General features: G+C 66.5%; 11 protein-coding genes and 5 tRNA genes. 7 read left to right on the top strand and 9 right to left on the bottom strand.

Features of this window, described 5'->3' with window-relative positions; all coding sequences use genetic code 11:
- Positions 1 to 121: 121 nt before the first annotated feature.
- The 3 genes from C8271_RS06670 to C8271_RS06660 all read right to left on the bottom strand — a co-directional run bounded on the left by C8271_RS06670 (position 122) and on the right by C8271_RS06660 (position 3193).
- The gene (locus C8271_RS06670) at positions 122 to 685 is read right to left on the bottom strand and encodes an HIT family protein (RefSeq protein ID WP_106506645.1); all 564 of its coding nucleotides are present in this window, start codon (positions 683 to 685) and stop codon (positions 122 to 124) included.
- A complete protein-coding gene (thrS, locus tag C8271_RS06665) occupies positions 682 to 2682 on the bottom strand; it encodes a threonine--tRNA ligase (protein ID WP_106506644.1) in 2001 nt (666 codons plus the stop codon). The genes C8271_RS06670 and thrS overlap by 4 nt, the downstream gene beginning before the upstream one ends.
- Before the next feature lie 79 nt (positions 2683 to 2761).
- Positions 2762 to 3193, bottom strand: a complete 432-nt coding sequence (locus C8271_RS06660; RefSeq protein ID WP_106506643.1) for an Lrp/AsnC family transcriptional regulator — start codon at positions 3191 to 3193, stop codon at positions 2762 to 2764.
- Positions 3194 to 3348: 155 nt separating this feature from the next.
- Between C8271_RS06660 and C8271_RS06655 the strand changes: the two genes are divergently transcribed.
- Both C8271_RS06655 and ctlX read left to right on the top strand, forming a co-directional pair.
- A complete protein-coding gene (locus tag C8271_RS06655; protein WP_106506642.1) occupies positions 3349 to 4377 on the top strand; it encodes an ornithine cyclodeaminase in 1029 nt (342 codons plus the stop codon).
- A 2-nt stretch (positions 4378 to 4379) separates the two neighbouring features.
- The gene (ctlX, locus tag C8271_RS06650) at positions 4380 to 5396 is read left to right on the top strand and encodes a citrulline utilization hydrolase CtlX (RefSeq protein ID WP_245920989.1); all 1017 of its coding nucleotides are present in this window, start codon (positions 4380 to 4382) and stop codon (positions 5394 to 5396) included.
- Here ctlX and C8271_RS06645 read toward each other — a convergent pair.
- From C8271_RS06645 to C8271_RS06620, 6 genes are all read right to left on the bottom strand, one after another.
- On the bottom strand, positions 5359 to 6270 hold the full coding sequence (locus C8271_RS06645; RefSeq protein ID WP_106506640.1) for a sensor histidine kinase: 912 nt from the start codon (positions 6268 to 6270) through the stop codon (positions 5359 to 5361). The genes ctlX and C8271_RS06645 overlap by 38 nt on opposite strands.
- Positions 6267 to 7031 carry a response regulator transcription factor gene (locus tag C8271_RS06640; RefSeq protein ID WP_106506639.1) on the bottom strand — a complete coding sequence of 255 codons (765 nt, stop codon included), beginning with the start codon at positions 7029 to 7031 and terminating at the stop codon, positions 6267 to 6269. The genes C8271_RS06645 and C8271_RS06640 overlap by 4 nt, the downstream gene beginning before the upstream one ends.
- Positions 7021 to 7533 (bottom strand): OmpA/MotB family protein, encoded by a 513-nt coding sequence (locus C8271_RS06635; protein ID WP_170957817.1) that lies wholly within the window; start codon positions 7531 to 7533, stop codon positions 7021 to 7023. Before C8271_RS06635 ends, C8271_RS06640 begins: the two co-directional genes overlap by 11 nt.
- 5 nt (positions 7534 to 7538) lie before the next feature.
- Positions 7539 to 8267 (bottom strand): hypothetical protein, encoded by a 729-nt coding sequence (locus C8271_RS06630; protein WP_245920987.1) that lies wholly within the window; start codon positions 8265 to 8267, stop codon positions 7539 to 7541.
- A 302-nt stretch (positions 8268 to 8569) separates the two neighbouring features.
- Positions 8570 to 8642: transfer RNA gene (locus tag C8271_RS06625), tRNA-Gly, on the bottom strand.
- A gap of 24 nt (positions 8643 to 8666) precedes the next feature.
- Positions 8667 to 8738: transfer RNA gene (locus C8271_RS06620), tRNA-Val, on the bottom strand.
- 308 nt (positions 8739 to 9046) lie between these two features.
- On the opposite strand from C8271_RS06620, the gene C8271_RS06615 reads away from it, so the two are divergent.
- The 5 genes from C8271_RS06615 (at position 9047) to treY (ending at position 14311) form a co-directional block, all read left to right on the top strand.
- A tRNA-Gly gene (locus C8271_RS06615) sits at positions 9047 to 9119 on the top strand.
- A gap of 21 nt (positions 9120 to 9140) precedes the next feature.
- Positions 9141 to 9211 (top strand) — tRNA-Cys (locus tag C8271_RS06610).
- A gap of 70 nt (positions 9212 to 9281) precedes the next feature.
- Positions 9282 to 9353, top strand: a tRNA-Val gene (locus C8271_RS06605).
- Between the two features lie 168 nt (positions 9354 to 9521).
- The gene (gene glgX / locus C8271_RS06600; protein WP_106506637.1) at positions 9522 to 11798 is read left to right on the top strand and encodes a glycogen debranching protein GlgX; all 2277 of its coding nucleotides are present in this window, start codon (positions 9522 to 9524) and stop codon (positions 11796 to 11798) included.
- Positions 11795 to 14311 carry a malto-oligosyltrehalose synthase gene (gene treY, locus C8271_RS06595; RefSeq protein ID WP_106506636.1) on the top strand — a complete coding sequence of 839 codons (2517 nt, stop codon included), beginning with the start codon at positions 11795 to 11797 and terminating at the stop codon, positions 14309 to 14311. Before glgX ends, treY begins: the two co-directional genes overlap by 4 nt.
- Positions 14312 to 14337: the final 26 nt, after the last annotated feature.

The raw sequence follows: 14337 nt of genomic DNA, 5'->3' as shown, positions 1-14337 counted from the left end.
GTAGCCCAGGCAGTGTCCCTCAGCGGTGCGCACCGGGTACTGCCCCGGCCCATCGTGGACGGAGCCGACGCCGCTGACGCTGTCGCGCGCCCGCGCCCGGTCACGTGCACCGCCGGCCTGTTCACGGCCACGCGTCGGCGTACGTCTGCCGGGTGTCGGCGAGCAGGAAAGGTACCGCCTTGGTGCGCGCGATGATAGGCAAGAAGTTTGCGTCACCGAGCCAGCGCGGGACCACATGCTGGTGCAGATGTGCGCCGATCCCGGCCCCGGCCACGTCACCCTGGTTCATGCCCAGGTTGAAACCAGCGGGGTGGGAGACCTCGCGGATCACCGTCATTGCGGTGCGGGTGAGCTCGGCGACCTCGTGCACCTCGTCCTCGGTGAGGTCGGTGTAATCCGCCACGTGACGGTACGGGCACACCAGCAGGTGTCCGGCGTTGTACGGATACAGGTTGAGGATCACGTAGGCGACCTCACCGCGATGCACGATCAGAGCGTCCTCGTCGCTACGATCCGGTGCGGCGCAGAACGGGCACTGCCGCGGGTCCGACGGGTCAGCTGGCTTGTCCTGCCCGCCGATATACGCCACACGATGCGGTGTCCACAGACGCTGTGTGTCGTCGGGGACGCCGACGAACCGCCCCGCGTCCTCGGTCGCCGGCTCCTGCTGCCCGTCGGTGCTCATACCTGTGCCTTGTCGCGGATGGCGGCAACGATCCGCTCAACGGCCTCGTCCACAGGAATGCCATTGTCCTGAGAGCCATCGCGCATACGGAAGGACACAGCGCCCTTGTCCCGGTCTTCACCACCGGCGATCAGCAGGAACGGCACCTTCTCCTTCGTGTGGGTACGGATCTTCTTCTGCATCCGGTCGTCGGAGGCGTCCACCTCCACACGCACGCCGCGGGCACGCAGCTTCGCGGCAACCTCCTCGAGGTAGGGCACGAAGTCGGCTGCCACCGGGATGCCGACGACCTGCACCGGGGCGAGCCACACCGGGAAGGCACCGGCGTAATGCTCCACGAGCACGCCGAAGAAACGCTCGATGGACCCGAACAGCGCGCGATGGATCATCACTGGGCGCTGGCGGGAGCCGTCGGACGCGGTGTACTCCAGGTCGAAGCGCTCAGGCAGGTTGAAGTCCAGCTGGATGGTGGACATCTGCCAGGTGCGGCCGATGGCGTCCTTGGCCTGGACCGAGATCTTCGGGCCGTAGAAGGCGGCGCCGCCCGGGTCCGGGACGAGTTCGAGACCGGAGGCGGTGGCGACCTCCTCCAGGGTGCGAGTCGCTTCCTCCCAGGTGCCGTCATCGCCCACGAACTTCTCGGGGTTCTTGGTGGACAGCTCCAGGTAGAAGTCATCCAGGCCGTAGTCCTTCAGCAGGTCCAGCACGAAGGTGAGCAGCGTGGTGAGCTCGTCGCGCATCTGCTCGCGGGTGCAATAGATGTGCGCGTCGTCCTGGGTGAAACCGCGCGCGCGGGTCAGCCCGTGGACCACACCGGACTTCTCATTGCGGTACACGGTGCCGAACTCGAACAGCCGCAGCGGCAGCTCACGGTAGGAGCGGCCGCGCGAGCGGAAGATCAGGTTGTGCATCGGGCAGTTCATGGGCTTGAGGTAGTAGTCCTGGCCCTGCTTGGTGACGGTGCCCTCGGCGTCGCGTTCTTCGTCCATGTGCATGGGTGGGTACATGCCCTCGCGGTACCAGTCCAGGTGGCCGGAGGTCTCGAACAGCTGCCCCTTCGTGATGTGGGGCGTGTTCACGAAGGAGTAGCCCGATTCGACGTGGCGCTGCCGCGAATAGTTCTCCATCTCCATGCGGATCATCGCGCCCTTGGGGTGGAAAACTGCCAGGCCGGAGCCGATCTCGTCAGGGAAGGAGAACAGGTCCAGCTCGCTGCCCAGACGGCGATGGTCGCGGCGCTCGGCCTCGGCGATCCTCTCCTGGTAGGCCTTCAGGTCCTCCTTCGAGGCCCAGGCGGTGCCATAGATGCGCTGCAGCATCGGATTCTTCTCGCTGCCGCGCCAGTAGGCGGCCGCCGAGCGGGTCAGAGCGAAGCCGTTGCCGATCAGCTTGGTGTTGGGCAGGTGGGGGCCGCGGCAGAGGTCCGTCCACACGGTCTCACCGCGTCGGTCCACGTTGTCGTACATGGTCAGGCCGCCGTCACCGACCTCAACGCTGGCGCCCTCGGCAGCCTCGTCAGCGGTGGACTTCAGGCCGATCAGCTCCAGCTTGTACGGCTCGGAGGCTTCCTCGGCACGTGCGTCGTCGTCACTGATCTCGCGACGCATGAATCGCTGCCCGGACTTCACGATGCGTGCCATTTCCTTCTCGAGCGCTTTGAGCTGCTCGGGGGTGAAGGGTTCAGCGACGTCGAAGTCGTAGTAGAAGCCGTCGGTGATCGGCGGGCCGATGCCGAGCTTCGCATCGGGGTTGATCTTCTGGACGGCCTGGGCGAGCACATGCGCGGTCGAGTGGCGCAGGATGGCCAGGCCATCCTCGCTGGTGATCTCGACGCCCTCGACGCTCTGCCCTTCGGTCAGAGTGGTGTGCAGATCCTTCAGCTCTCCGTCGATGCGCAGGGCAATGATTTCGGTGCGTCCCTGGAACAGGTCGGCTCCGGTCGTGCCCGGCTCGATGGAATGGGCGGATCCGTCGAGGGTGATGGCGTGCTGCGCCATGGCGTTCTCCTTGGGTGCGGTTCGAACCGGCCCACGATGCCGGTTCCGTCCGCCATGGTAGTCCGGGGCCGTCGAGGGTTCAGCGCAGCACGGAGCTCAGCAGCAGGGAGGTCTCCGAGTTCACAACCCCGGCGATCCCGCGGATCCGTCGCAGCACGCCATCGAAGGCGGCGAGGTCCTGGCAGATGATCTCCGCGACGAGGTCCCAGCCGCCGTTGGTGGTGTGGAGAGCTTGGATCTCCTCGAAGCCCCGCAGCTTGGCGATCACCCGGTCGGTGGTGCGCCCTTCGACTTCGATCAGTGCCATCGCACGTACCTGGCCGACGGCGGTGGCCTCGCGCACCCGGACTGTGTACCCGGTGATGACCCCCTGCGCGGCAAGCGCTTCCATCCGCGTACTGACGGTGGCGCGGGAGACGCCGAGCTGGACGGCCAGCTGAGTGACGGGCGCTCTGCCGTCGCGGCGCAGCGCGGACAGTAACCGCTGGTCGAGATCGCTGAGAGCCGGCATGCGCAGAATGCTAGAGCAGGGGGCGCAGTCTGCACATCGCCGCGCCGCAATTCGCGCAATCCAGCAATGGAGCGCGCACTATGCGCCTCCTAGGGTCGTGCACGACACGCGCGCTGCCAACGCGCTCTGGGCGATGACACCCGAAGGAGATGACGATGACGGATCTGCTCGATGTACAGGCGATGGCGCGCTGGATCCAACGCGATGGTGCCGAGAACATCCTGCGCGGTATGGCCGGGTACGTGGAGGACGACTATCGGCGCTGGGAGCGCTTTGACAAGACTCCCCGGGTCGCATCCCACACGCCCTTCGGCGTGATCGAGCTCATGCCGACCTCTGACGGTGAGCTGTACTCCTTCAAGTTCGTCAACGGTCACCCGATGAATCCGGCACGCGGCTTTCAGACCGTCACCGCCTTCGGTGCACTGGCCGATGTCGACAACGGGTACCCGATCTTCCTGGCGGAGATGACGCTGCTGACCGCCCTGCGCACGGCCGCGACCTCAGCGATGGCCGCGAAGCACCTGGCCCGTCCCGATGCGCGGGTCAGCGCGATGATCGGCTCCGGCTCGCAGTCCGAGTTTCAGGCTCTCGCCTTCCGAGCTGTCCTGGGCATCGAGGATCTGCGGATTTTCGACGTGGATCCGGCAGCGATGGAGAAGATGCGCCGCAACCTGGAGCCGCTCGGTTTCCGCATTCACCACGCGGCCAGCGCAGGCGAAGCCGTCGAGGGGGCGGACATCGTCACCACCTGCACGGCCGACAAACAACTCGCGACCATCCTCACCGAGGACATGGTCACGCCAGGCATGCACCTCAACGCGATCGGCGGTGATTGTCCGGGCAAGACCGAGCTCGCCCCCGGGGTCCTTGACCTCGGCCCTGTCTTCGTCGAGTTCACCCCGCAGACCCGCATCGAGGGTGAGATTCAGCAGAAGCCAGCTGACTTCCCGGTGACTGAGCTGTGGGAGGTCATTGCAGGACGTGCCAAGGGCCGCACCAGCGCTGAGCAGGTCACCATCTTTGATTCGGTGGGCTTCGCCATTTCGGACTTCTCGGGCCTGCGTTACGCGCGCGACGCGAACCGCGGCACGGAGCTGATGGGCGATGTCGACCTTGTGGCGAACCCGAACGATCCCAAGGATCTGTTCTCGCTCATCAGCGTCTTCTCCCCGGTGGGCTGACGGTGACGGATCAGCTGGCGGCGCACCCCATCGCCGCTGCCCGCTCGGCGTGCGGAGTTTTGCCGTCGGCAGAGGCGCTGCGGGCTCCCCAGTCCCCTGCTGCGGTCTTCCTCATTCGGCCCCGCCACTTCACACCGAACCCGGCCACGCTCGCTGACAACGCCTTCCAGTCGGATGCGAGCGGAAGCGCCGTCGAGATCGCGGCGCGCGCCCGGCGTGAGGTCACCGGTCTGGCCACAGCCCTGCGTCGGTGCGGTGTCCAAGTTCGCGTCTTCGATGACGCCTCGATGACCCGTCCGGACAGCGTCTTCCCGAACAACTGGATCACCACGCACGCGGACGGCACGGTGTGTCTGTTCCCGCTGTATGCGCCGAATCGCAGGCATGAGCGTCGGCAGGATGTGCTGCGTCGCCTGCGCGAGCAGTTCGTGGTGCGGCGTGTGGTCGACTACTCACCACGTGAGGATGACGGCCTGTTCCTCGAAGGAACCGGCGCGATGGTGTTGGATCACGTGCATCGCGTCGCCTACGCCTGCCGTTCCCGGCGGATGGACGAGGGCCTGCTGCGGGAGTTCTGCATCGACCGCGGCTACTCGCCGATCGTCTTCGACGCGACCGATGCGGACGGCGTGCCGGTGTACCACACGAACGTGCTGATGAGTGTGGGCGAGCAGCTCGCTCTGGTCGGCGCGGAGCTGATCCGCGATCCTGCCCGTCGCGCCGAGGTGATCGACACCCTGCAGGCGACCGGGCATCACGTTGTAGAGATCTCCGAGGAGCAGGTGCGCTCCTTTGCGGGGAACTGCATCGAGCTGCGGGGGCGCGACGGCACGGTGCTCGTGATGAGCGAGACCGCGGCTTTCGCGCTCACGGCTCAGCAGCGCCGCAAGATCGAGCAGCGCACTCGACTGCTGGTCGTGCCGGTCCCTACGATCGAGACGGCCGGCGGCTCAGTGCGCTGCATGATCGCGGGCAATCACCTCACGCCGCGGGAGCAGCTGCCGGCAGGCGCAGCCTGATCAGCGTCCCCTCGCCGTGCCAGGATTCGAGGGTCGCACTCCCGCCGTGCCTTTCGAGGATCGCGCGGACCATCGGCAGACCCAGCCCGGAGCCTTCGATACCGCGGGCCTCCTGCGCGCGGCCCAGTTCTTCCCACACCAGCTCCTGCTCAGCGGGCGGGATGCCACGTCCGGTGTCGGCGATCTCCACGGTCACCATGCCGTCCGCGGTCTGTCCGCGCACCTCGATCGCGTCACCATCGGCGGAGTACTTCACGGCGTTGCCGAGCACGTTCAGCAGGGCGAGGAACAGCAGGTCCTCATCTCCGTGAACAGGCGGAAGCGGTCGCGGGGCAGTAGGGAATGCCACCTCCCAGCGTCGCGACTGGGCGCCGGGCAGATCCATGGTCGCGCCGACAGCTTCACGGGTGAGCGACGGCAGGTCGACCAGCTGTGTTTCGAGGGGCATGTGCTCGACCTCGCCGATCTTGCGCAGATCGCGCAGCAGCGTCATCAGCCGTTTGGACTGGATGTCGATGCTGGCGCGCTGCCGGTCCGAGGGTTCGTCGGCCAGTGCAGCCCGGATGCCCTGCAGCGGGTTCTTGATCTCGTGGTCGAGGCGGGCAACGAGGCGGTGACGGCTCGCGGTGAGTTCACGTGTGAGCTGCTCGTGCTCGCGGCGGGCGCGGCGAGTCCACAGTCCATGGACCGCGAGCGCGGGGGCGGCGACCACCACCCAGATCAGTGCCGCGAGGATCGGTAGGCGATGCAGCGGCACCTCGGCGAGGAGCATCAGGTCCGGCTCGACGAGCCAGCCGATGAGAGTGAGCAGAGTCCCGAGCGCGAGCGGGACGACTAGCAGGCCCACGACCAGGAGCAGCGAGCGTCGGCTCATCCGCGATCGACCTTGTGCACGAAGCGGTATCCGAGGGAGGGCACGGTCTCGATCCAGACGGGTGTGCCGGCGTCGTCCCCGAGAGTCTTGCGGATCTCCGCGACCCGGTGGTCGACGGCGCGGGTGGTGACCACCGCGTCGAAACCCCAGACGGTCTGCAAAAGGCGGTCGCGGTCGAAGACTTCGTCGGGGTGGATCATGAGGAACTCCAGCAGTGCCAGAGCCCGCGGTGTCAGCTGCTTCTCCCGTCCGCCGAGCAGCACCCGACGGGCCGTACGGTCCAGCACAAGGTCACCGGCGATCAGCCGTTGGGAGGCGCGCAGGGTGCCGGTGCCGTTGCCGCTGCGCCGCAGGACTGCGCGGATGCGGGCCATCAGCTCCTGCGGGTCGAAGGGTTTGTTGAGGTAGTCGTCAGCGCCCTCATCGAGTGCGGCGGCCCGCTCGAAGCTCTCCCCCACCTGCGTGAGGAGGATGACCGGCAGCGCAGCATGCTCGGCACGGATGCGGCGCAGCGCCTCACGTCCATCCATGATCGGCATCATCACGTCCAGCACGACGAGGTCCGGCAACTGCCGGGAGATGGCGTCCAGCGCGGCGGCACCGTGTTCGGCGACCTCAACCTCGAGGCCGGAGCGCTGCAGGACACCGGTGAGATGCTCACGGATGGTCTCGTCGTCATCCACCAGCAGGATCCGGGGGCGGGGCGAGACCCCGCCCCCGGGCTGTGCGGTGGGGTCGAGCGCCCAGCGATCAGCCGTCATAGCGGATCTCCACGCGGCGATTCTTCGCGCGAGCAGCGCTCGCATCCTCCCCCGACGGGTTCTCCACCGGCTGGCTTTCAGCGTGTCCGGCGACCTTGAGGTTGAGGTCCTTACGGCTCTTCGTGATGGCGTCGGCCACGGCCTGGGCTCGATCCTCGGAGAGCTTCTGGTTTCCACCATCCCCGGAGAACGGGATGTCATCCGTGTGGCCGTCGACGGAGACCGTGGCTCCCTGGGGGATGTCCGTGATGATCTCCCCGATCTTGGTGGATGCCGCTCCGGACAGCTCGGCCTTGCCGAACTCGAAGAGGATGTCGGTCTGCAGCGTGATGGTGGTCGAGTCCTCGGAGCTCTCGACAGACTGCATGGGTGTGATGTTCCGATTCAGCTCCGAGATGTTCCGGTTCAGCGGGGTGACGTTCTTCTTCTCGTCCCCGTCTGCCAGCGCGGCAGCCGGGAGCGCGAGCACAAGTGCGGCGCCGATAGCGGCGCGTCGGGTCATGCGGCTCATCGCAGCGGAACCCCCGTGGCCATCGGGGCGCCGTCGGAAAGGGAGGCGTCCATCGTGGTGACGTCCGCCGGCGGCGCCGCGAAGACGGCGTAGGCGTAGAAGGTCTGACCGGGCCGGAACTCACCGCCCATGTAGTCGGTTTGGGCACTCCCGTCACCGGTCATCACGTCGTGACGGTTGAGGTTCTTCGTGTCGATCAGGAAGGGATGCCACCCGTCGCCGCCAAAATAATCGTAAAGGTCATCCTGGTGATCGGTGTGCGTGGAGTGCACCTGGAAGGAGTAAACCGCGACCACAGTCTCACCACTGCGAGTAAGGCTGTGCAGGTTCACAGTCATGGTGGCCTCGGGGTCGCCCTCGACGATCGCGGGCGCTTCAGCAGAAGCGATCGGATCACCCACCGTGCTCGGGTCCACTCCCGCGGCCGCAGCGTCCTCATCAACGACGGTGTCACCACCGCCGTCCGATGCCGCGGCGTCGCCGGACTCTGCGGCCTCGTCAGCATCGTCGGCCTCATCGCTCTGACCGCTGTCGCTCGCCTCAGCATCCTCGGAGTCGCCGCCCTGGGGCTTCTCGGGCTGTTCCTGGTCCGCTCCGCCACCGGCAGGGGCGTCCCCGCCATCGCCACTGCCAATGCCCAGCGAGCAACCGCTGGCGATCACAGCAATGGCCGCGATGCTGACAGCGGATGTCGTCACGCGGGGAAGGATCCTGGTTCGGGTCATGGCTTTACTCCTCAGCTCATCGGACGACCCCCTGCCGTCCGTGATCACCACGCTACGGACCGCTCATCGCGAGCTGGTCGCATCGGTGTCGCAGGGCAAGGATGCCATGTCGCAGTCCTGCGACAGGAACGTTTCGAGAGCGCAGAGAGTGCCAGGGCAACGGGCACGCATGAGCACACCCGCCCTTACGAGCGCGAGGTGCGGCGATGAGGGGTGCTGCACGCGGCACGGCACATGACGGCGCATGGTGCTCAGAGACGACAAGAGCCCCGGCATCCATCTGCCGGGGCTCTGCCTGCGGGAGCGGACGACGGGACTCGAACCCGCGACCCTCACCTTGGCAAGGTGATGCTCTACCAACTGAGCCACGTCCGCGTGAAGGACTCCGAGGAGCCTTCGTGGGCGATACTGGGATCGAACCAGTGACCTCTTCCGTGTGAAGGAAGCGCGCTACCACTACGCCAATCGCCCGGGGGCTGTTCCTCTCAGCGGAGGAACCTGATCGATATTACACGGGGTCTCGTCGCGGGCGCACATTCTGGGATGTGACCTCCGACAAGCATCGGGTGCGAGGGTGCCGCTCCTTCCGGCCGTACAACGACCACGCTCTGCCAATAAGCGCACACGCGCCGTCCCCACAGACCCCCAGAGCTGCCGCCCCCACGGCAGCAACGGTGACGCTGGCCACCTCGGGCCGCCACGGTTTGCGCACCGGGCACTGGTGGGCCTAACCTATTCCTTCGTCGGCAGCGAGACCCGAATCCGGATCACCTGCCTACGCGGACGTGGCTCAGTTGGTAGAGCATCACCTTGCCAAGGTGAGGGTCGCGGGTTCGAGTCCCGTCGTCCGCTCGCAGCGATCACCGCTCACACGGTGGGTTGGCCGAGAGGCGAGGCAACGGCCTGCAAAGCCGTGTACACGGGTTCGAATCCCGTACCCACCTCGCATCTCGCGCTATGGTCGCGAGGCACCGCAGTCCATGGACTGTCATAACGATCTTCGGATCGACATAAGGGCGATTGGCGCAGTGGTAGCGCGCTTTCCTGACACGAAAGAGGTCACTGGTTCGATCCCAGTATCGCCCACCCCCAACGGGCCCGGCCGGATGGTCGGGCCCGTTCTCGTCGGCCCGCGGCCCCGCGCATGTCAACAGCGTGAACACCGACGCACACACACTTGGCCGACGCGTGAGCAACACCCTTCACACCTGCGCCTCACGCGGAGATCGCGGGCCATGCCGTTACTGTGGCCGCATGCAGATCTGGCCTGGCCGCCCCTACCCGCTCGGGGCTACGTTCGACGGCAGCGGGACGAACTTCGCACTCTTCTCCGAGGTCGCGGACGGCGTGGAGCTGTGCCTACTGGAGGAGGACGGCTCTGAGCGGCGCGTGGAGATCACCGAAGTCGACGCTCACGTCTGGCACGTGTATCTGCCCTCCGTCCAGCCGGGCCAGCGCTACGGCTTCCGTGTTCACGGCCCGTACGACCCCGCGAACGGACACCGCTGCGATCCTTCCAAGCTGCTGCTGGACCCGTACGCCAAGGCGATCTCGGGCATGGCCAGCAACCACCAGTCGCTGTACAGCTACGACTTCGATGATCACGCGGAACGGTCCACCGAAGACTCGGCGCAGCACACCATGCATTCCGTCGTCGTCTCCCCCTACTTCGACTGGGGCAACGACCATCCACCCGCGCACGACTACCACGACACCGTCATCTACGAAGCCCACGTCAAGGGCCTGACCATGCTGCACCCCGACATCGATGAGTCGATCCGCGGCACCTATGTGGCGATGGGCCATCCGGTGATCATCGAGCATCTGAAGTCGCTGGGCGTCACCGCGGTCGAGCTCATGCCGGTGCATCAGTTCGTGCAGGACGGTCACCTGATCGAGAAGGGCCTGCGCAACTACTGGGGTTACAACACCATCGGCTTCTTCGCTCCGCACAACGAGTACGCCTATGCCGGCGACCTGGGCCAGCAGGTTCAGGAGTTCAAGCAGATGGTGAAGAACCTGCATGAGGCGGACATCGAGGTGATCCTCGATGTGGTCTACAACCACACCGCCGAAGGCAACCACATGGGCCCCACCCTCTGCTTCCGCGGGATCGATAACGCCGCGTACTACCGCCTCGTGGATGAGGACAGGGCGCACTACTACGACACCACCGGCACCGGGAACTCGCTGCTCATGCGCACGCCGCATGTGCTGCAGCTGATCATGGACTCGCTGCGGTACTGGATCACCGAGATGCACGTGGACGGCTTCCGCTTCGACCTCGCCTCCACGCTCGCCCGCGAGCTGCACGAGGTGGATCGCCTCTCGAGCTTCTTCGACATCATCCAGCAGGACCCGATCATCTCCCAGGCCAAGCTGATCGCCGAGCCGTGGGATCTGGGCGAGGGCGGATATCAGGTGGGCGGTTTCCCGCCGCTGTGGTCCGAGTGGAACGGCCGGTACCGCGACACCATGCGGGACGTGCACCGCTCAGAGGAGGGCATGCTGCCGATGTTCGCCTCGAGCCTGGCCGGATCCTCGGACCTGTATGAGCACACCGGCCGCACACCGATCGCGTCAATCAACTTCATCACCGCGCACGACGGCTTCACGCTGCGCGATCTCGTCTCGTACAACGAACGCCACAACGAAGCCAACGGCGAAGACGGCAACGATGGCGAGAGCCACAACCGTTCCTGGAACTCCGGTGCGGAAGGCCCCACGGATGACGAGCACGTACTCGAGCTACGCCTGCGCCGCGCAAAGAACATGATGGCGACCCTCCTGCTCAGCCAGGGCGTGCCGATGATCTCTCACGGCGATGAAATGGGCCGCACGCAGCAGGGCAACAACAACGCCTACTGTCAGGACAATGAGCTGGCGTGGGTGCACTGGGACCTGGATGCGTGGCAGCAGGAGATGCTCGCGGTCACCCGACAGCTGATCGCGCTGCGCCGCAAGCACCCCATCTTCCGGCGTCGGCGGTTCCTCGTCGGTGATGTGCGCGACGGCGCCGAGTCGGCCCTGCCGGACGTCGTATGGCTGGCCACCGACGGTGAACCGATGGAGGATGCCGAGTGGGATGATCCGGTGGGCAAATGCTTGACGGTGTTCCTCAACGGCTCCGCGATCCCCGAACCGAATGAACGCGGTGAGCGCATCGTCGATGACTCGGCACTGCTGCTGTTCAACAACTCGGGCAACGACGTCGACTTCACGCTGCCTCCAGCCGAATACGGGCCGACCTGGACGGTGGTCTCCGGCACCGCTGATCGTCACAATCTGGGCGATGAGCTGGAAGCCGGCACAGTGCTGACCAGGCCAGCGTTCTCCTTCCTGTTCCTGGGTCGCACACACGAGGAGGGCGACGAACACGGACAGGAGCGGCCGGCGTCGATCGCCGAATCGATGACCCGCACCTCGCTGGGCGCGGCACCGGAGCCCACGGAGGGCGTCGGCTCCACCGAGGCACGTCCGCCCAGCCGCCTCGGTTCCGATGACCACGCTGAGCACGGCGAGCAGTCATGAGCGCGCAGACCGTGGATTCAGCGGCCCCGATCGTCCCCACCGCCACGTACCGGCTGCAGCTGCACGCGGGCTTCACCTGCGATGATGCGGCAGCACTCGTGCCGTACCTTGCGCGGCTCGGCGTCAGCCACGTGTTCTGCTCGCCTGTGCTGCAGGCCGCTCCCGGTTCCACGCACGGCTACGACGTGGTGGACCATACGCGGATCAGTGCGGAGATCGGTGGCGAGGAGGCTCTGCGTCGACTGGCTGCTGCCGCGCACGAGCACGGCATGGGCCTCATCGTCGATGTGGTGCCTAACCACATGGCGATCCCGAGCCCGATCTGGCACAACCATGCCTTGTGGTCTGTGCTGCGCGATGGCCCCTCGTCACCGTACGCGGACTGGTTCGATATCGACGCGAGCACCGAACGTTCGATCCTGATGCCGCTGCTGGGGCGTCCGATCGGGAAGGTCCTGGCCGATGGTGAGCTGAGCATCGATCAGATCGACGTGCCACAGGCCGACGGGACGACACGCCGCGAGAGCGTGGTGCGCTACTTCGACCACGTCCTGCCCGTAGCCGAGGGCACGGAGCACCTGGGCATCACCGACCTGCTCGAGCGGCAGTGGTACCGCCTGGCGTACTGGAAGGTCGCCGCCGACGAACTGAACTATCGGCGCTTCTTCGATGTGGACACACTTGCTGCGGTCCGGGTGGAGTTGCCGGAGGTCTTCGAAGCCACCCACTCGACTCTGCTGCGGCTGCAGGCCGACGGGGTGATCGACGGCTACCGGATCGACCATCCGGATGGCCTCGCCGATCCGCGCGGCTACCTGCGCAATCTCTCGGAGGCCACCGGCGGCGCCTGGACCGTCGTGGAGAAGATCCTGGAGGGAGATGAACAGCTTCCCGGAGACTTCCCCTGCGCCGGCACCACCGGGTACGACGCGCTGTGGCGCGTAAGCGGTCTGTTCCACGATCCGCGCGGCGCACTCGGCCTCACCCACCTCTGGCAGCGCGAGACGGGCGATCTGCGCCCGTTCGCGGATGTCGCGGCCGAATCGACCCAGCTGGTCGTGACCACCAGCCTGTGGGCAGAGATTGAGCGGCTGACCACGTTGATCCAGCGGATCTGCCAAGCGGACATCCGTTTGCGGGACATCACGCGGCGCCACATCCAGTCTGTCGTGGTGGCGCTGCTGCGTTCGATGGACCGCTATCGCGCCTACATCGTGCCCGGCGAGCGGGCTCCCGGCGCCGAACGCGCCGTGATCGAGGACGCTGCCGAGCGTGCCCGCGTGCTTCTGGGCGATGACGAAGACGTGGTGTGGACCCTCGAGGTCGTTGTCGCACTGGTGTGCGGTGATGAGATCGGCAGTGCTGGCCGCACGGCAGCAGAGGACCGTGCCGAGGTGGTGGTGCGTTTCGCCCAGACCTGCGGCCCCGTGCATGCGAAGTCGCTCGAAGACACGTCCTTCTACCGCTTCACCCGCTTCCTGCCGGTCAACGAAGTGGGGTCGGATCCGGACCGGATCGGTGTGGAGCCCGACGCCCTGCACGAGCACGCCCGCACGATGGCGCTGACTCGCCCCGACGCGATGACCACTCTGTCCACGCACGACACCAAGCGCAGCGAGGACGTGCGTGCACGCCTGGCCGTGCTCACAGAAGCGCCTGAGGAGTGGGCTCGCCTCGTGCACGAGCTGCAGGAGACGACCGCCGAGCATCGTGGTGACCGCGTGGATGCACCGATGGCATTGCTGCTGTGGCAGACGCTGGCGGGCTGCTGGGATCTGCCCGGCTCCCCCGCAGCGCGAATCGACGCCGAACGCCTGGACGCCTACCTCACCAAGGCGATGCGTGAGGCCAAGACACACACCACGTGGACGCAGCAGGATGCGCAGTACGAAGAGCAGGTGCGCGCCCTGGGCCACGCGGCACTCGAGAGCCCCGAGGTCGATGCTCTGCTCACCGCGTGGACGCAGCGCACTCTGCCCGCGCAGCGCGCCGCGATCCTCGGGCAGAAGCTGATCCAGCTCACGATGCCGGGTGTACCCGATGTGTACCAGGGCAACGAGATGGTGGATCTCTCGCTCGTGGATCCCGATAACCGGCGCGCGGTGGACCATGCGCTACGGGCTGAGCGGCTTGAGCGCATGCAGCAGGGTGCCCGCCCGGATGGGATCGCCGACGAGAAACTGTGGGTCACCCATAGAGCTCTGACGGTTCGTCGCGAGCATCCTGCCTGGTTCCAGGGCCGCACGGCCGACTACAGGCCGATCCCGACCACGACCTCGCATGCCGTCGCCTTCGCCCGCGGGCTCGAGGGCGAGCAGCCGCAGCTGGTCACCGTCGCGACCCGCCTGGCGCATACGCTCGCGCAGCGCGGAGGCTGGGGCGAGACCGCTGTTGTGCTGCCCGAGGGACCGTGGATGGACCTTCTCACCGGCGTCGAACACGAGGGTGGGATGCGACCGCTCGCACAGCTTCTGCCTGACCTGCCAGTCGCACTGCTTCAACGCATCAGCTGACGCGCATTGTCGCGCCGGCCACACTC

It is taken from the genome of Brachybacterium timonense, assembly GCF_900258505.1.
Lineage (GTDB): Bacteria > Actinomycetota > Actinomycetes > Actinomycetales > Dermabacteraceae > Brachybacterium > Brachybacterium timonense.
The sequence above is the reverse complement of the archived record's forward strand: the minus strand, read 5'-3'. Positions and strand labels throughout refer to the sequence as shown.